This is a genomic window from Streptomyces sp. NPDC002181 (assembly GCF_042890485.1).
Taxonomy (GTDB): Bacteria; Actinomycetota; Actinomycetes; order Streptomycetales; family Streptomycetaceae; genus Streptomyces.
Map to the genome: position 1 here is coordinate 306,063 of NZ_JBIASC010000006.1, position 17,766 is coordinate 323,828.

The 17,766-nt window shown below is 73.7% G+C and carries 15 protein-coding genes; 7 read left to right on the plus strand and 8 right to left on the minus strand.

Annotated features, from left to right (window positions below):
- Positions 1 to 128 precede the first annotated feature (128 nt).
- From ACFYXV_RS18600 to zapE, 3 genes are all read right to left on the minus strand, one after another.
- Positions 129 to 1,469, minus strand: coding sequence for an alkaline phosphatase PhoX (locus ACFYXV_RS18600; RefSeq protein WP_389383472.1), 1,341 nt, complete (start codon positions 1,467 to 1,469; stop codon positions 129 to 131).
- Between the two features lie 88 nt (positions 1,470 to 1,557).
- Positions 1,558 to 1,983, minus strand: coding sequence for an OsmC family protein (locus ACFYXV_RS18605; RefSeq protein ID WP_385460754.1), 426 nt, complete (start codon positions 1,981 to 1,983; stop codon positions 1,558 to 1,560).
- A gap of 76 nt (positions 1,984 to 2,059) precedes the next feature.
- The gene (gene zapE / locus ACFYXV_RS18610; RefSeq protein ID WP_385460757.1) at positions 2,060 to 3,172 is read right to left on the minus strand and encodes a cell division protein ZapE; all 1,113 of its coding nucleotides are present in this window, start codon (positions 3,170 to 3,172) and stop codon (positions 2,060 to 2,062) included.
- Positions 3,173 to 3,208: 36 nt separating this feature from the next.
- On the opposite strand from zapE, the gene ACFYXV_RS18615 reads away from it, so the two are divergent.
- From ACFYXV_RS18615 to msrB, 4 genes are all read left to right on the plus strand, one after another.
- The gene (locus tag ACFYXV_RS18615) at positions 3,209 to 4,012 is read left to right on the plus strand and encodes a pyrimidine reductase family protein (protein ID WP_385460760.1); all 804 of its coding nucleotides are present in this window, start codon (positions 3,209 to 3,211) and stop codon (positions 4,010 to 4,012) included.
- Positions 4,013 to 4,158: 146 nt separating this feature from the next.
- Positions 4,159 to 4,626 carry an indole-3-glycerol phosphate synthase gene (locus tag ACFYXV_RS18620; protein WP_383337688.1) on the plus strand — a complete coding sequence of 156 codons (468 nt, stop codon included), beginning with the start codon at positions 4,159 to 4,161 and terminating at the stop codon, positions 4,624 to 4,626.
- Between the two features lie 107 nt (positions 4,627 to 4,733).
- A complete protein-coding gene (murC, locus tag ACFYXV_RS18625; protein WP_385460764.1) occupies positions 4,734 to 6,131 on the plus strand; it encodes a UDP-N-acetylmuramate--L-alanine ligase in 1,398 nt (465 codons plus the stop codon).
- A gap of 21 nt (positions 6,132 to 6,152) precedes the next feature.
- Positions 6,153 to 6,560 carry a peptide-methionine (R)-S-oxide reductase MsrB gene (gene msrB, locus ACFYXV_RS18630; protein ID WP_383337692.1) on the plus strand — a complete coding sequence of 136 codons (408 nt, stop codon included), beginning with the start codon at positions 6,153 to 6,155 and terminating at the stop codon, positions 6,558 to 6,560.
- Here msrB and ACFYXV_RS18635 read toward each other — a convergent pair.
- From ACFYXV_RS18635 to ACFYXV_RS18650, 4 genes are all read right to left on the minus strand, one after another.
- Entirely contained in the window at positions 6,541 to 7,308 is a 768-nt protein-coding gene (locus ACFYXV_RS18635) for a hypothetical protein (protein ID WP_385460768.1), read from the minus strand. The two genes, msrB and ACFYXV_RS18635, sit on opposite strands and share 20 nt — an antisense overlap.
- 19 nt (positions 7,309 to 7,327) lie before the next feature.
- Entirely contained in the window at positions 7,328 to 8,245 is a 918-nt protein-coding gene (locus tag ACFYXV_RS18640; RefSeq protein WP_385460771.1) for a hypothetical protein, read from the minus strand.
- A gap of 97 nt (positions 8,246 to 8,342) precedes the next feature.
- The gene (locus ACFYXV_RS18645) at positions 8,343 to 8,816 is read right to left on the minus strand and encodes a response regulator transcription factor (RefSeq protein WP_389383473.1); all 474 of its coding nucleotides are present in this window, start codon (positions 8,814 to 8,816) and stop codon (positions 8,343 to 8,345) included.
- Complete coding sequence (locus ACFYXV_RS18650; RefSeq protein WP_385460777.1) at positions 8,813 to 9,451, minus strand: LuxR C-terminal-related transcriptional regulator; 639 nt, start codon at positions 9,449 to 9,451, stop codon at positions 8,813 to 8,815. Before ACFYXV_RS18650 ends, ACFYXV_RS18645 begins: the two co-directional genes overlap by 4 nt.
- Positions 9,452 to 9,840: 389 nt before the next feature.
- On the opposite strand from ACFYXV_RS18650, the gene ACFYXV_RS18655 reads away from it, so the two are divergent.
- The 3 genes from ACFYXV_RS18655 to ACFYXV_RS18665 all read left to right on the plus strand — a co-directional run bounded on the left by ACFYXV_RS18655 (position 9,841) and on the right by ACFYXV_RS18665 (position 16,465).
- The gene (locus ACFYXV_RS18655) at positions 9,841 to 13,167 is read left to right on the plus strand and encodes a type 2 lanthipeptide synthetase LanM family protein (protein ID WP_389383474.1); all 3,327 of its coding nucleotides are present in this window, start codon (positions 9,841 to 9,843) and stop codon (positions 13,165 to 13,167) included.
- 40 nt (positions 13,168 to 13,207) lie between these two features.
- Complete coding sequence (locus ACFYXV_RS18660; protein ID WP_383337704.1) at positions 13,208 to 13,438, plus strand: hypothetical protein; 231 nt, start codon at positions 13,208 to 13,210, stop codon at positions 13,436 to 13,438.
- Between the two features lie 108 nt (positions 13,439 to 13,546).
- Complete coding sequence (locus ACFYXV_RS18665) at positions 13,547 to 16,465, plus strand: helix-turn-helix transcriptional regulator (protein WP_389383475.1); 2,919 nt, start codon at positions 13,547 to 13,549, stop codon at positions 16,463 to 16,465.
- Positions 16,466 to 16,479: 14 nt separating this feature from the next.
- On the opposite strand, the gene ACFYXV_RS18670 is transcribed toward ACFYXV_RS18665, so the two are convergent.
- Positions 16,480 to 17,745: an MFS transporter gene (locus ACFYXV_RS18670; protein ID WP_389383477.1), complete on the minus strand. Its 1,266-nt coding sequence runs from the start codon at positions 17,743 to 17,745 to the stop codon at positions 16,480 to 16,482.
- Positions 17,746 to 17,766 lie beyond the last annotated feature (21 nt).

Below are 17,766 nucleotides of genomic sequence, written 5' to 3' on the forward strand. Positions count from 1 at the left end.
CCGCCCTTGTCGGCCTTCTTGTTCTCCTTGGCCACAGCCACCTACCCCGATCCAGTCGATTCCTCCGATAATCCATCAGAACGGACGCGGTCGCGAGGGCGCGGCGGCGGGGCCGCGGGGCCGGCGGGTCAGTGCCAGGGGCCCGTCACGGCGAAGGTGGTCCCCGGGGCGTAGGCGTTGACGTACATCGTCCGCCCGTCGGGGGAGAAGGTGACCCCGGCGAACTCGCCCCATTCCGGCGCCCCGGGCCGGCCGATGTCATCGGCGCCCCGGGCCATCGGGTACACCTCGCCGCCCGGCGTGACGCCGAAGACGTACTGCGCCCCGCCGCCGTCCTCGCACACCATCAGGCCGCCGTCCGGGGCCAGGCAGATGTTGTCGGGGGAGTCCCCGGGCAGCCGGACGTCGGCGGCGGGCCCGAAGAGCACGTCCAGCCGGATCGTGGAGCGCCGCGGGTCGTGGAACCAGACCTGGCCGTGGTGGTCGGCGGGCGCCCCCTCGAGGCGGCGGGCGTAGCTGGAGACGAAGTGGACGCCTCCGTCGCCCCAGTAGCAGCCCTCCAGCTTCTGCGCGTGGGTGATCCCGCCCGGACCGAAGTCCTGGAACCGGATGGGGGTCCGAGCCGCCGAGGGGTCCGGTACGGGGACCCACTCGACCGGGAACTCGGCGCCGGGCACGTCCACGACGGAGAGGTCGGCCAGTCCCGGGACGCGCAGGGCGTGGAGGGTGCCGCCGGCCCGCAGGGAGCCGGGGCCGGCCAGGGGCCGCGCGGGCAGGAAGCGGTAGAAGAGCCCGAAGGGACGGGTGAAGGCGTCCTCGGTCTCGTAGACGGTCCCGCGGTGCGGATCGACGGCGACGGCCTCGTGCGCGAAGCGGCCCATCGCGGTGAGCGGGACGGCTCCGCAGCGGTACGGGTCGGCGGGGTCGACCTCGAAGACGTAACCGTGGTCCTCGGTGTAGCCGGAGGTCCCGGCGCGGTCCTCGGTCTCCTCGCAGCTGAGCCAGGTGTTCCAGGGGGTACGGCCACCCGCGCAGTTGACGGCGGTGCCGGCGAGGGCGACGCGCTCGCCGGTGACGGTGCCGTCCGCGTCGAGCTCCAGGAGGGTGCAGCCGCCGAGGGCGTGGGGGTCGTAGGTGAGGCCCCGGGCGGCGGGGACGCGCAGGGCGGCGGTGGCGCGGTTCTCGTGGTTGCGGACGAGGCGGACCCGGCCGGAGCCCGCGTCGAAGGCGGCCATGCCGTCGCAGTTGGCCGGTACGGGTCCTTCGCCGGAGCGCAGGGCGTCGCCGGCGCGGGAGAGCACGCGGTAGCGGAACCCGGCGGGCAGGTCGAGCAGCTTGCCGGGGTCGGGCACCAGCGGGCCGTAGCCCTCTGCGGACAGCGGGACGGCGCGGGAGCTGCCGGCGAAGACGGAGCCGAGGGATCCGCTGAAGGCGATTCCGGCGAGCAGGGTGCGGCGGCTGACGGACATCGGCGGCTCCCGGGGCGAGGGGGGTGACGGGCCCGTGGTACCACGGGCCCCCGCCCCCCTGCCCCGGACGCGCCGGGCCGCCGGAGGGCTAGATCAGCTCCGCGCTCAGGGTGATCGTCGTGCCGGTCAGGGCCTGGCTGACCGGGCAGTTCTTCTTGGCGTCCTCGGCGGCGGCGGCGAAGCCCTCCGCGTCCAGGCCGGGTACCTCGGCGCGCACCGTCAGGTGGATGCCGGTGATGCCCTCGCCCGGCTGGAAGGTCACGTCGGCCTTGGTCTCCACCCGGGTGGGCGGCGTGCCGGCCCCGTCGAGGCCGTGCGAGAGGGCCATCGAGTAGCAGCTGGAGTGCGCGGCGGCGATCAGCTCTTCGGGGCTGGTCTTGCCGTTCGCGGCCTCGGCGCGCGAGGGCCAGGAGACGTCGAACGAACCCCGACCCGAGGAGTCGAGGGTGACGACACCGGCGCCCTTGAGCAGGTTGCCTTCCCAGTCGGTGTGCGCGGTACGCGTGGTGGCCATGGTGGATCCCTTCGGAGAAAGTGGGAACGGCCGGACCGTGCCCGTAGCCCGTACGGAACGGCCGACGTCCCCAAACCTACTGGGACACCAGGGGTTTCGCGTCGCGCGCCAGTGCGGTGAGCCTTGAGATGGCCCGGAAGTACTTCTTGCGGTAGCCGCCGTTCAGCATTTCTTCACTGAAGAGCCTGTCGAAGGGCACGCCCGATGCCAGGACCGGTATCTCCCGGTCGTACAGGCGGTCGGCGAGGACGACGAGGCGCAGCGCCGTCGACTGGTCCGGGACCGGGCCGACGTCGGTCAGGCAGACCGCCGCTATGCCGTCCGTGAGGGCGCCGTACCGGCTGGGGTGGACCTTGGCCAGGTGCTCCAGCAGTCCCGGGAAGTCGTCCAGGCTCGCGCCCTCGGTCGCGTACGCGGCCTTCGTGACCTGCTCGTCCGAGAACGGCGCCGGGGCCTCCGGCAGGCCGCGGTGGCGGTAGTCCTGGCCGTCGATGCGCAGCGGGCGGAAGTGCGCCGAGAGCCCCTGGATCTCCCGCAGGAAGTCCGCGGCGGCGAACCGGCCCTCGCCGAGCTTGCCGGGCAGGGTGTTGGAGGTGGCGGCCAGCGCCACGCCCTGCTCGACCAGCCGGCTCAGCAGCGAGGAGACGAGGACGGTGTCGCCCGGGTCGTCCAGTTCGAACTCGTCGATGCACAGGAGGCGGTGGCCGCCGAGCGTCTGGACGGTCTGCTGGAAGCCCAGTGCCCCGACCAGGTTGGTCAGCTCCACGAAGGTGCCGAAGGCCTTGAGCGCGGGCTCGGCCGGGGTGGCGTGCCAGAGGGAGGCCAGCAGGTGCGTCTTGCCGACGCCGTAGCCGCCGTCGAGGTAGACCCCGCGCGGGCCGGTGGGGACCGGTGCCTTCTTCGCGAACCAGCGGCGCTTGGCGCCGCCGCTCGCGTGGGCCCCGCCCAGCCCGGCGGCGAAGCCGCTGAGCACGGTGACGGCCTCGGCCTGGCTGGGCTGACCGGGGTCGGGGTCGTACGTGTCGAAGCGCACCGAGTCGAAACGCGGAGGCGGCACCATCTCGGCCACCAGCCGCTCGGCGGGCACCCGGGGCTCGCGGGCGCACAGGGCCTGCGGGCCGGCCTCGGCCGGGCCGGCTATCGGGGGTCGCCCGTAGGTGGATCCGGAGGTGGAGAGTGATGTTGACACAGCTCTTAACTCTACGGGGCGTGGCACACTGCACCGATGCGACGCCTGTTCCCTGTGACCGATCAGACATCGGCCGACGAGACGTCGGCCCCCGCGGACCGCGGTGACCGCAGTGACCGCGAGTGGTCGCTGGACGAGCTGGCGGAGGCGTACGCGTACCCCGCACTCGGCCCGGAGGGGCACTGGCTGCGGGCCAACATGGTCTCCACCCTGGACGGCGCGGCCCAGCACGACGGGCGCTCGCAGCCGATCTCCAGCGAGACCGACATGCGGATCTTCGGCACCCTGCGGGCGCTGGCCGATGTGGTGGTCGTCGGCGCCGAAACGGTTCGCCAGGAGGGGTACCGCCCGGCGCGGGCCCGTGAGGCCTTCGCGGCCCGGCGCGCGGCCGCCGGACAGGGCCCCGCCCCCGCCATCGCGGTGGTCACGGCCGGCCTGGACCTGGACTTCTCGCTGCCGCTGTTCAGCTCGCCCCTCGTGCCGACCCTCGTGGTGACCGGGGCGGCCGCATCCGCCGAACGGGTGGCGGCGGCCGCCGGGGCCGGGGCCGAGGTCGTCCTGGCGGGCGACGGGGCGGCCGTGGATCCGGCCCGGATCGTACGGGAGCTGGCGGACCGGGGGCTGCGCCGCCAGCTCACCGAGGGCGGTCCCCGGCTGCTGGGGCAGTTCGTGGCCGCCGACGCGCTGGACGAGCTGTGCCTGACGATCTCGCCGATGCTGGCCGCGGGCGGGGCCCAGCGGATCTCCGGGGGACCCCCGGTGGCGGTGCCGCACCGGCTGGCGCCCGCCTCCGTACTGGAGGAGGCCGGGTTCCTCTACACGAGCTACCGTCGGATCTGAGAAGGAGCGGAATTTGTAGTTCCGCTTAGCTTCCGGTGGGCACATACCTGGGCAGATATATCCACGCAGGGCCCCGTGAGAGCGGGGCAGGATGGTTTCCGCAGGGGCCGGCCGACCGGCCCCGGCCCATGAAGGAGAGGGCGTCCGTGTTCACGAGCGTTTTGATGATCGAGCAGCCGCTGACCAGCGTCGACGTGGACTTCGTCACCAGCCTGCACGGGGACGACCCGGTTTCCTTCCTCGTCCTCCTCCAGCCCCGGGGCGACCAGGACCGGCTGCTGCGGGCCATCGACGACGTGGCGCTCGGCGAGCTCCCCGAGGCGCTCCACGAGGCGGACATCCCCGAGGGCCACGCCGCCCGCGGCCCGGCCGAGCAGGCACTCGTCCACTCCCTGGAGGCCCTGCGCAAGAAGGGCGCCAAGGCCAGCGGGCAGATCATCGAGGACCACCCGCTCGACAAGCTCAAGGCCGTCGTGGACGAGTCGAGCGCCGACGAGGTGATCGTCCTGACCTCCCCGCACTTCGTCGAGGAGTTCTTCCACCGGGACTGGGCCTCCCGCGCGCGCCACAAGGTCGGGGTTCCGGTGCTCAAGCTCTTCGCCCACAACGAATAGGCTGGCATCCGACACACGCGCCGGGACGTGCGAGCCGGGGGGACACCGCCCCGTACCGCCTCCCGCACACCGATTCCGTACCGACCCGTACCTTGGGGAGATCCCGTATGACGCCGCCCGGCCTGCCGAACGCCATGGAACGCCCGCACTTCATCGGCATCGGCGGCGCCGGGATGTCCGGCATCGCGAAGATCCTCGCCCAGCGCGGTGCACGGGTCGCCGGCAGCGACGCCAAGGACTCCGAGACCGCCCAGGCGCTGCGCGCCCTCGGCGCCACGGTCCACATCGGGCACGCGGCCGGGCACCTCGCCCCCGATGCCACCTGCGTCGTCGTCTCCAGCGCCATCCGCGCCGACAACCCGGAGCTGGCGCGCGCCGCCGAGCTGGGCGTCCCCGTCGTGCACCGCTCGGACGCCCTGGCCGCCCTGATGGACGGCCTGCGGCCGATCGCGGTCGCCGGTACGCACGGCAAGACCACCACCACCTCGATGCTGGCGGTGTCCCTGTCGGCCCTGGGCCTGGACCCCTCGTACGCGATCGGCGGGGACCTGGACGCCCCCGGCTCCAACGCCCACCACGGCGAGGGCGACGTCTTCGTGGCGGAGGCGGACGAGAGCGACCGCAGCTTCCACAAGTACACCCCGCAGGTCGCGATCATCCTGAACGCGGAGCTCGACCACCACGCGAACTACGCGTCCATGGACGAGATCTACGAGTCCTTCGAGACCTTCGTCGGCAAGATCGTGCCCGGTGGCACCCTGGTCGTCGCCCACGGACAGGAGGGCGCCGCCGAGATCGCCGCCCGGGTCCGCGGCACGGAGGGCCTCAACGTCGTCACGTACGGCGAGGAGGAGGGCGCCGACGTCCGGATCACGAAGATCACCCCGCGCGGCCTGACCAGCGAGGTCACCGTGCTCATCGACGGCCGGATGCTCACCTTCACCGTCTCCGTGCCCGGCCGCCACTACGCGCACAACGCCGTCGCCGCCCTCGCCGCCGGTGTGGCCCTCGGCATCCCGGTGCACAACCTGGCCTCCGCCCTCGGCAAGTACACCGGCGTCAAGCGCCGCCTCCAGCTCAAGGGCGAGGCCTCGGGCGTGCAGGTCATCGACTCCTACGCGCACCACCCGACCGAGATGACCGCCGACCTGGAGGCCATCCGCGGCGCCGCCGGGGACTCCCGGATCCTGGTCGTCTTCCAGCCGCACCTCTTCTCCCGCACCCAGGAGCTGGGCAAGGAGATGGGTCAGGCGCTCGCCCTCGCCGACTCCGCCGTGGTCCTCGACATCTACCCGGCCCGCGAGGACCCGATCCCCGGCATCACCAGCGAGATCATCATCGCGGCCGCCCGCAGCGCCGGCGCCGACGTCACCGCCGAGCACGACAAGGCCGAGGTCGCCGACGTCATCGCGGGAATGGCGAAGCCCGGTGATCTCGTTCTCACCATGGGCGCGGGTGACGTCACGGACCTGGGTCCGGCGATCCTCGCCCGCCTGACGGACTGAGAACGAGGGAGCGGGAGAGTCATGTCGTACGAGGTCGAGAAGACGGACGAGCAGTGGCAGGCCGAGCTGACGCCGTCCGAGTACCAGGTGCTGCGCCTGGCGGGCACCGAGCCTGCGTTCCGCGGTGAGTACACCGACACCAAGACGGCCGGCGTCTACTCCTGCCGTGCCTGCGGCTCCGAGCTCTTCCGCTCCACCGAGAAGTTCGAGTCGCACTGCGGCTGGCCGTCCTTCTACGACCCGAAGGACTCCGACGCCGTCGAGCTGAAGTCCGACACCACGCACGGGATGGTCCGCACCGAGGTCCTCTGCGCGAAGTGCGGCTCCCACCTCGGGCACGTGTTCGAAGGCGAGGGTTACCCCACCCCCACCGACCAGCGCTACTGCATCAACTCCATCTCGCTGCGCCTCACCCCAGACGCGGGCTGACGGGGGTCGCCGCCACGCGGTCCACGGCGGGCAGGAACTGGTCGTAGAAGCGGGTCTTGAGGCGCAGGGCCCGCTCCTCCAGCTCCCGGAAGCAGTCGGTCGACTCCTCCTGGGCGAGGAGCTCGGTGACCCGCGTGGCCAGGCGGTCGGAGTGGGAGCCGGACAGCAGCGACACCGTCGCCAGCGAGTGCGTCTTCGCGTCGTGGACGTGGTGCGGGTAGTAGAAGCGGGAGCGGTTCCTGCCCTCCTCGGTCAGCAGAGGGGCCATCCGCTCCCACAGCCGTCCGTATTCGACGGAGACCAGCACCTCGCCCCAGAACCGCAGGATCGTCAGCAGCCGAAGGTCGGAGTCGGCGTGGCCGCCCGCGTCCGCGATCAGCTCCAGCGTGTCCCGGACGACCTCCTGCGTGGCGGCCGTGGGCCGGGAGGCCGCCAGGGCCTGGCGGGAGATCCCCAGCCGCCGCATGTCCTGTGTCATGTCTTCCCGGTGCGAGGGCGTGTGGCCGTGGCCGTCCGGATACTCCTCGCGCAGGATGACCCGGGCGATCCGCAGCCCCGCCTCGTCGCGCAGCAGGTCGATCGCGAGGTCGTAGGAGGGGGTGAAGGCGAGCGAGACGAAGCGACGCTGGAGCAGGAGCGCGGCGAAGTCCTCCTCCGCGAGCCCGGAGACGTTCGCCAGGACCGGATGCGCCCGGAACTCCCCGATCAGTGCGTCCTCGAACCCGTCCAGAGCGTGCAGATCGTGCATGGCCGTACCCTTCCGTGGATCACAGGCTGATGCTTGCCACCGACGTGCGCCAGTCGAGGAGGTCCACGTCCCTGCCGACGCTCCACAGCGTGCGCAGCTCCTGCTGGACCTCTTCGCCCATGACCGTGTCCGCGCCGTCGATCTCGATCTGGGTGGAGTCGATGGCGAGCTGGCCGTGCAGGAACGAACTGACCAGGAAATGCTGATCGGCCTTGAACACGGCGATCGAGGGCAGGGAGTTGTAGAGCCTCACCTGGAGGCGCGCCCGGCACCCGGCCGGGAGCTCCGCGTTCAGCTGGGCGAGCCCGGCGAGGCAGGATTCCACGCCGGCGCGCACGTTCACCGCGAGGGCCGGATCCCGTACCGCCCTGAGCGCCTCGTCCCGCAGTCCCGCCACCGGCGACGAGGGGTGCAGGAGCAGGATGCGGACGTGGACCTGCCGGTCGGCGAGCGCCTTGTGCACTGAGGTCCTGAGGTGGTGCAGGTTGGGGATCCAGGTCTGCAGGATCACCAGCTCGTCCGCGGCGTCCGCGAGGAACCCGTTGAACACGTCCTCGGGGAAGCGGGTGTGCACGGCGACCACGCCGCCGTAGTGCTGCCGCTTGAGGCGCCGGGCGATGGCGTCGATGTCCAGCTTGGACAGGTGCGCCTCGACGTTGGCGTTCAGGGTGTCGATCTTCGTCTGGACACTGGTGTCCAGGGCCTTGACGTCGTCGTGGACCTCGTCGAGCCGTTTCAGCCGGTCGAGTTCGAGCAGCAGGAAGACCGTGACCGTGCTCAGGATGAGCAGCGTGACCTTGGGGAGCGCGCCCCCGGGGGCGAGCGCGTCGAGCCATCCGAACAGGTCGGCCAGCAGGACCACCACACCCGACGCGGCCATCAGGCCGAGCGCGATCTGTTCCACCCTGCGCCGGACGTCCGCGCTCCGACGTCGCATCGCGTCGCTCATGTTCCCCCGACCCCCCGACCGGTTCCCCCGCCTGAGCGCTGACCGTACACCCGCGGAGCGACGGGCAAGCGTGGCTTTCCGGCCATCAGATGATGCTGTGGCGGACGGCGCAGGCCACGGCGTGGGCCCGGTTGCGGGCCTGGAGACGGGACATCAGCTCGTAGATGACGTTCTTGATCGTGTGTTCGGAGCAGGACAGGGTGCGGGCGATCACCGCGTTGCCGTGGCCCTCGGCCATCAGCGTGAGGACGGCGGTCTGGCGGGCCGTGAGCCGGGGAGCGTCCGCCGGGGCCGCCGCGGAGCGGGCCGCGGGGGTGTCCGCGCCGGCGGCGACGGCCGTGGCGGAGGCGGCGGAGGTGGCCGCGCCGAGCAGGCGGACCAGGGCGGGGTAGGGCATCCGGCCGTCGCCGGCCTGGCGCAGCAGGGTCAGCCGGTCCGCGGCGGCGGGGGTCCGTACGGGCGCGAGTTCGTGCATCTCGTGCATCTCGCGCAGCTCAGGCAGCTCGCGCAGGTGACGCAATTCGTGCGTCCCGCGCGTCAGTTCGGCAACGGCGCTCACAGCAGGCCCACTCGCATCGCGTAGGCGACCGCGTGGGCGCGGTTGCGGAGCCGGAACCGCTGGGTGATGTCGTGGACGACGCTCGTCACGGTCCGCGGCGAGTAGCACAGCTGCTTGGCTATCTCGTTGGTCTCGTGCCCGTCGGCGACCAGCCGCAGCACGCTGCGCTCCCGGTCGCTCAGGCCCGCCGCCGCCCACGGGTCCGTGCCCCCGTCGGAGCCGCTGCCCGCCGCCCGGCCGCCGGCGCCGGAGCGCTCCAGCAGCCGGTCCAGGAGGTCCGGAGGGAGCGTGCAGTCGCCCCGGGAGGCGGCCAGCACCGCACGGGAGAGGCGGGTGACGTCCGCCTCGCGGCGGCGCAGCAGCCCCCGGGCGCCGGCGGCGATGGCGTGCAGGGCGCCGTCGGGTGACAACTCGCCCGCCACCAGTACGACATCGGGCCGGGACGGGGTGTCGCGGACGGTGCGCAGGACGTCGAGCTCCGGACGGCCGACCTGGTCCACGGTCATGACCACGACCCGCGCGGCCTCGCCCACGGCGGTCAGGGAGACCTCGGGGCAGGCGAACAGGGTGCTCTTGGTTCCGGCTTCCAGCACGGGGTCGAACGCGACGACGTCGACAGGGACGGGTACTCCCACCAGGTCCTCCGATGATCATCCGCCGGCCGGGGTGCCGGACAGGGCGGAAGGGGCACTGCACCCAGGTTGCGGGTGGGGGGCCGGGGGCGGCATCGGGTCGCAGCCCCCACATTTGTGAAGGACCCCTTCCACAGGCGTGGTTGCCGTACGGACCCGGCGTGTCCGGCGGGCCGGGCCCGGCCCCGGTCCGCGGGGCGGGCGCGGGTCCGCCGGCGCCACCCGGGCCCGGGCGCGCCCGCGACCTGCCGGAACGCCACCCCCGAGGACCCGGCGGGAGGCCTGCGCACCACCCCTGCCCGCAGGCCCGCCGCCCCCATGGGGGCGGTCCCGCGGAATATGGGGGATCGGCCCCCATGTGCGCGCCCCCCGCTCTCTGCGAGTTTTCTCCTGTGACCGACACCGCCACCACCGCCGAAGAAACCCAGGTCGGCGGCCTGGCCCCCACCTGGTGGGCCCGGGCCCTGAACCTGCGGGAGCGGCTCGCCGCCCCGGGTACCCCGGTACCCGCACCGGCCGACGCCCCCCACAGCCGACCGGCCTCCTGGTCCCTGGGGGACGCGGACGGCTTCGCGGCCCGGCTGGCGAACCTGGGTGTCACGCAGGACACGGCCCACGCCCTCGCGGCGGAGGCCCCCGGCCGGCTGGCCGCCCGTGCGGCCAAGCCCGAATGGGCCCGCTCCGTCGAGCGGATGCTGTCCGCGGCCCCCGTCGAGGCCCCCGCCTCCGACCTCGCCGCAGACGGTCCCTCCGCTGCGGCGGACGCCGCCGGCGCCGCGGTGTTCCTGCCGGCGCTGCGCCCCCTGACCGGATCCGCCTGGGAGCAGGCGGCCCCGCACCTCGACCTCGCCGACGGCGAACTCGACGCCGTACGGGCCGCCTTCGAGGAGCGCCTCGGCGACCGGCTGGTCCGCCAGTCGGCCCGCACCCTGGTCCTCGAACTCCACCGGGCCCGGACCGGAGGCCTGTTGGCGGGGGAGACCCCGCGGGAGCGGTTCGCGGACTTCGTGGCCCGGCTCGGCACCCGGCAGGGGCTCGCCGAACTGTTCACCCGCCACCCGGTGCTCGGCCGGATGCTCGGCCAGGCCTGCGACCAGGCGGCCGCGGCCACCGTGGAACTGTTCGCCCGCTTCACCGCCGACCGCCCGCGGATCCTCGCGGGCCTGCTGGACGGTACGGACCCGGGGGCCCTCGTACGGGTGGACCTCGGCCGGGGCGACGTCCACCAGGGCAACCGCTCCGTGGCCCTGCTGAGCTTCGCCGGCGGCGCGACCGTCGTCTACAAGCCCCGGCCGCTCGACCAGCACGTCCTGCTGGACCGGGCGGTCGGCTGGGCCAACGCCAAGGTGGCGGGCCTGGGCCTGCGGACCCCGCGTTCGGTGCGCGGCGAGGGCTACGGCTGGATGGAGTTCATCGAGCACGGCTGGTGCTCCACGCCCACCGAACTGGACCGGTTCTACCGGCGCCAGGGCGCGCTGCTCGCCCTGCTCTACGCGGTCGACGGCGTGGACATGCACTACGAGAACGTCATCGCCTGCGGTGACCAGCCGGTGCTGGTGGACGCCGAGACCCTGCTGCACGCCGGGCTGCCGGCGGCCGTGACCTGCGGTTCCGACCCGGCGGCGGAGGCCCTCGCGGCCTCGGTGTACCGCACCTGCCTGCTGCCGAGCCTGCTGATCGGCGAGAACGGCGCCATGGACATCTCGGCCCTCGGCGGCGGGGACGGCGGCTCGTACCCGAGCGACGGACTGCGCTGGGAGGCCGCCGGAACGGACGAGATGCGGCTGCTGCGAGCGCCGGTGGCCACGGGGGCCGGGCAGAACCGGCCGGGCCCGCAGGGCGGGACGGCCGGCCACGCCGACCACCGCGCGGCGCTGCTGGAGGGGTTCCGGGCCGGGTACGACGCGATCACCGAACACCGGGCGGAACTGCTGGGCGCCGGTCCGGCCGACGGGGGGCTGCTGGCCCGCTGGGCCACCAGCCCGGGGCGCCTGATCGCCCGCTCGACCCGCCTCTACACGACCCTGCTCGACGAATCCACCCACCCCGACCTGCTGCGCGACGCGCTGACCCGGGACACCGTGCTCGCCGTGCTCTGGACGGAATCCGAGCACGACCCGGCGCGCGGGCGGCTGGTCGAGGACGAGATCGCCGACCTGTGGTCCGGAGACGTGCCGCTCTTCTTCCACCACCCCGCGGACACCGCGCTGAAGACCTCGCGGGGCACCCGCATCGACGGGGTGCTGCCGGCCCCGAGCCTGCACGCGGCCCGCGCCAAGATCGCCGCGATGGGGGAGGTGGACCGCCACGACCAGGAGTGGATCATCTCGGCCACGCTCGCCGTCACCGGCGCCAACCTCAGCTTCGGCGGCCCGCGTTCGACCCTGGCGGGCCCCGCCGCGCCGGTCGTCGTCCCCGAGCCCTCCCGGCTGCTGGCAGCGGCCTGCGGGATCGCCGACGAGATCGCGGCCCGGGCGGTGCACGGCGCGGGACGCGTCAACTGGCTGGGCCTGGAGCAGGTCTCCGGGGACCACTGGGCCGTCCTGCCGATGGGCGGCGGGCTCGCCCAGGGCTACTGCGGGGTCGCGCTCTTCCTGGCCCAGCTCGGCGCCCTGACCGGGGCCGAGCGGTACACCGCGCTGGCCCGGCAGGCCGTACGCCCGCTGCCCGCGCTGCTCGCCGCGCTCGCCGCCGACCCCGAGCTGGGGGCGGCGGTGGGACCCGGGGCCCTGCACGGGATCGGCGGCATCGTCTACACGGTGGCCCGGCTGGCCCCGCTGCTCGGCGGGGAGCTGGCCGACTGCCTGCCCGAGGCGCTCGCCGCCCTGGAACGCGCCGCCCTGGCCGATGCCGGGGAAGGCGCCGAAGGGCCGGCCGGTCTGGCCGACGGTCTCGCCGGAGCCCTGGCCGCCGCGGTCGCCGCACAGCGCGCGCACGGGTCCGTGGCGCGGGGAGCGGCCAGGCGGCTCGCCGACCGGCTGCTGGTCCGGGGCGAGAAGATCCTCGCCGAACAGCGCCCCGCGGCCCCCGGCTTCGCCCACGGCGACGCCGGCATCGGCTGGGCCCTGCTGCGCTACGCCACCGTCCTGGAGGAGGCGGGGGAGCCGGGGGCCGCGTACGCGCGGACCGGCGCGGCCCTGCTGCGCCCGGCGCTGGACGAGGCCCTGCTGCGCCCCGCCGACCTCGACTGGCACACGGGCCTCGCGGGCACCGCGGTGGCCGCCGCCGACGTACTCGGGCGCGGGCTGCCCGGAGCCGAGCTGCCCGGAGCCGACGTGTCCGGAGCCGACGTGTCCCGAGCCGGCGCGCCCGGGGTCACCGGGCAGCCGGTCCCGGCGCCGGAACTCGACCGGTGTGCCGCCCTGTTGGGCGCTCCCAGCGCCTCGTCCGACCTCAGCCTGCACCGCGGCGCCCTCGGATCCCTGGAACTGCTCGGCGTGCTCGCGGGGCAGGGCCACGAGGGGGCCCGGGCCGCCCTCGGGCAGCGCGCCGGGGAGGTTCTCGGCCGACTGGAGGATCACGGCAACCGCTGCGGCACCCCCGACCACGTACCGTCCCCCGGCTTCCTCACCGGGCTCTCCGGCATCGGATACGCCCTGCTCAGGCTGGGCTTCCCGGCGAGCGTCCCGTCCGTCCTGCTCCTCGAGACCGCACAGCGCCCCCCGTACTCCGGCACTCCGGCACTTCGCCCCTTGAGCACTTCAGCACTTCAGCACTGAGCACCACTCCCTTCAGGCATCGAGAAAGGTACTCACCACCATGCAGAAGCCCCAGGTCAACGCCCAGTCCGTCGCCGCCGCCGACGAGGCCGCCCGGACGGCCGTCACCGAGGCGCGGACCGAGGACCCGGCCGGCGGGATCACCCTGTCGGGACGGAACAAGGCGTGCGCCAGGGCCCGTGCCCTGGCCGGTGTGGTGCTCACCAGCGGCATCGTCATCACCCTGAGCACGATCGACACGAGCGTCTCGGCCCCGAACGTCACCTGGTAGAGCGTGTCCGATCTTCTCCGGATCTCTCCCGGATCTTCACCCCGCCCCTGTTCGAAACGGCCAACTTTCGTCGCACAATCGGTCGATCCCATGAACTAGATTGCGGACATGCGTTCCCGTTCGCGGTACATCGTCGGTCGTGACCCGCAACTGCGTGAGATCAAGCAGGCACTGACCGACGCGGGCGAAGGCCGCGGCGGGGTGGTCTTCCTGGTCGGCGAGGCCGGAATCGGGAAATCGAGGCTCGCCGCCGAAGCGGTGGGCATGGCCTTCGGCATGGGCGTGCGGGCCCTGCGGGGCCGCAGCAGCACCACCGGCCCCACCGTCCCTTTTCGGCCACTCACCGAAGCGCTGATGTCGCTCTTCCGCAGCGGCGAACCCCTGGACGACCTGCCGCTCGGCCCCTACCGGCCCGCACTCGGCAGGATCATCCCGGACTGGAGCAGCGACGCCCAGAACAACAGCTCCATGGTCATCCTCGGCGAGGCCGTCCTGCGGCTGCTCATCGCCACCGGCAAGGAGCACGGCCAGCTCCTCCTCCTGGAGGACCTGCACGACGCCGACCCCGAGACGCTCGCGGTCGTCGAGTACCTCGTGGACAACCTGGAGTACACGAACGTGGTGCTCCTGGCCACCATCCGTACGGAGCCCTGCGACGCGCTCGACATGGCCGACTCGGCCCGCCGGCGCGGCGTGGGGACCGTACTGGAACTCGCCCCGCTCACCCGCCCCGAAGTCGGCGCGGTCATCGCGGCCCAGCTGGACACCGAACCCGAACTCGTCCCCCAGGCGGCCCTGGACCGGCTCTGGGACGACAGCGCCGGCAGCCCCTTCCTCGTCGAGGAACTCCTCCAGGGCATGATCGGCAGCGGCGCCCTCGTCCGCTTCGAGGACGGCTGGCGGGTCGTCGGCGACCTGCGCAGCGACGTGTCCACCGCCCTCGCCCGGGGCATCCTGCGGCGCATCGACCGGCTCGGCCCGCAGGGGCTGACCCTGCTCTCCGCGGCCGCCGTCATCGGCCGGCGCTTCCCGCTCACCGTGCTCCAGCGGATGACCGGCATCGACGACCGCGGCCTGCTCAGCCACCTGCACGCCGGCGTCGCCGCCCAGCTCGTCGTCCCCGACGAACCCGCCCCCGACTGGTACGCGTTCCGCCACTCGCTCACCGCCGAAGCCCTGCACACCCAGCTCACACCCGGCAACCGCGCGCAGATGTCGGGCCGCGCCGCCGACGCCGTACAGGCGCTCTACCCCGACCTCGAAGGCGACTGGTGCCCCCTGGTGGCCGAGCTGCGCTCCCAGGCCGGCGACGACGCCGAGGCCGGGCGCCTGTTCACCACCGCCGGCCTGCGCGCCCTCGCGGCCGGGGGGATCGGCTCCGCGATCACCCTGCTCAGCCGCGCCGAACGGCTGCTCGCCGCCAGCCAGGACCCCGCCGGGCGCACCGACGCCCTCGAAGCCCTGCTCCCCGCGCTCGCCGAAGCCGGGGACTTCACCCGGGCCTTCGGCTTCGCGGAGAACCTGCACACCCTCGGCGGCAGCGGCCTGAGCGCCACCCGGCTCGCCGCACTGCACACCCGGCTCGCCAAGGTGGCCCACACCGCGGGCCGCTGGGAGGACGGCAACAGACAGATAGCCCAGGCCAGATCCCTCCTGGGCGCCCACCCCGACGAGCGCACCACCGCCTCGATCGACGTGACCGCCGCCTACCTCGCGCTCGACACCCCCGGCCCGGACCGCACCCAACTGGCGGAGAAGCTCGGCAACTCCGCCCTCCAGGCGGCCCAGCGCCACGGCCTGGCCACCGTCGCCTGCCAGGCGCTGGAACTCCTCGCCACCCTCGCCCGCGAACGGGACTTCGACGAGGCCACCGCCCTGCTGGAATCGGCCCTGCAGACCGCCGAACAGCACCAGCTCCCGCTCCAGCGCATGTACGCGCTGACCCGGATCGGCGGCAACTACTGGCTCACCGAGGGCTCCACCGCCCCCCTGCTGGCCGCCCGGAGCGAGGCCCAGCGGCTCGGCTCGGCCACCATCGTCCACACCATCGACGGCATCATGATCCTCGACGCCGTCCTGCGGGGCGAGTTCACCGCCGCGCAGCGGTCCGCCGAGGAGTGCCTGGCCGTCGTACAGCGCTTGCGGCTGGCCCCGGCCACCCGCTACGTCCTCATGGCGCTGGCCGCGCTGGCCGCCCACCGGGGCGACCGGCCCGCGATGGAGGGCGCGCTCGCGACCTTCGCCGGATGCGACGGCGCCGGCTCCCAGGAGGAACCCCTGACCCTCGGCCTCGCCCGGGCCTTCTGCGCGCTGATGGAGGAGGACCGGCCCGGCGCCGTCGGTGAACTGCGCGCCGTCGCCGACATGGAGGACACCAACCCCAGTACGTACTACCTCAGCGGGCGGTACGGCATCGGCCTGCTCCTGGACGTGCTGTCGGGGGAGGCCGACCGCGCCGCGTACGAGGAGATCGCCGCGACCGCACCCGGCCGGATGCGCTGGAACCGGCAGTTCGTCCTGTTCGCCGGGGCCGTCCTGCTGGGCCGCGAACGCCGCCCCGAGGAGGCCGCGGCGGCCGTGGCCGAGGCCCTGCGCGTAGCCGCCCCGTACGCCACCGCCCTCCACCTGGGCCTGAGGCTGATCGCCGACGCGGCGTACGAGGACGGCTGGGGCGAGCCGGTGGCCTGGCTGCGCCAGGCCGAGGAGCACTTCCACCAGGGCGGGGTGGCCACCGTCGCGGGCGCCTGCCGCGCGGCCCTGCGCCGGATGGGCGCCCCGGGCCGCCAGCGCCGCACGGGTTCGAGCACGATCCCGGACGTCCTGCGCACCCAGGGCGTGACCGTCCGCGAGTACGAGGTCTTCCGGCTCCTCGCGGAGCGCCTCGGCAACAAGGACATCGCCGACCGCCTCTACATCTCCCCGCGGACGGTCGAGAAGCACATCGCGGCCCTCGCCGCCAAGACCGGCCGGGCCAACCGGGCCGCGCTCTGCGAACTCTCGGCTTCCCTGGAGGCGGCGGGGAGCTGAGGGCCCGGGGACGGTCATCGCATCTCGCGGACCGTGCGCGAGCCGAGGATGCCGATCGCCGTCACCGCCAGGACCGCCGCCGAGACCGCGAACATCGGGGCGGTGCCGGACTGCGCCAGGGCGCCGCAGAGGACCAGGGAGAGAGGGGCCACCGCGTAGCCGATCACCATGTCCACCGAGATCACCCGGCTCAGCACGGAGCCGTCGATGGTGCGCTGGATCCAGCTGAGGCCGAAGACCCCCTGGAAACCCATCCCGAAGCCCATCGCGAGCACCGTGGCGAGCGCCCCCGCCGTGTTGCCGACGAAGCCGAGCAGGCCCGTGCCGATCGCCAGCCAGCCGGCCAGCGCGGCGATCAGCAGGCCGATCCGCGGGCGGCTGCTCACGGCGCCGCCGACCAGGGTCCCCAGCATGGCCCCGCCGGCCAGCGCGCCGTTGAGCAGGCCGAGGGTGGCCGAGCCGCCGTGCAGGTCGACCTTGGCCAGGGTGGCGAAACCGACGGTGAACGGCCCCGCCTGGCAGAAGGTCACCGCCGCGTCGACGGCCAGGATCGTACGGATCCGCGGGTCCTCGAAGGCGTACCGCAGCCCGGCGCGGATCCGGGCGCCCAGCGAGAGCGGAGGCTCGGGCGGGTCGCCCCCCGCGGCCGGGCCCTTCTCCTCCTCGGCGGGGCGCGGCAGCGGGCGGATCCCCGCCACGCACACACCGCAGAGCGCGAAGCACACCCCGTCGACGAGGAAGGCGACGGGAGCGCTGGAGAAGGCCACCACCATGCCCCCGACGGCCGGGCCGAGCACGGCCGCCACCTTGGTGCCCACCGCGAGCAGGGCATTGGCCGGGGCGAGCTGCTCCTTGCCGACCACCGACGGCAGGATCGACGCCCGGGCCGGCTGGAAGAAGGCGTCGACGGCCCCGAAGGCGGCGGCGGCGCAGCACAGCATCCACAGCGTCAGGGATCCGGCGAGGCCGGCCAGGCCCACGCCCGCCATCAGGGCGGCCCGGGCCCAGCTGGAGAGCTTCATCAGGGTCCGCGAGGACCACTTGTCGCTGAGGGAGCCGCCGACCAGGGTCAGCAGGGCCCGCGGCACCGCCTGGAAGGCGAGGACGTAACCGAGGGCCAGCGTGGACTGCGTGAGACCGAGCGTGATCCAGGAGAAGGCGATGTAGCTGAACCCGTCGCCGAGCAGGGACAGGGACTGCCCGAGCCACAGCAGCCGGAACGAGGGCAGCCGGGCGGGGGCGCTCAGCCGGTCCCGCGCGTCCACCAGGGTCGAAGCCATGAACAACATCCCATCCGTAGG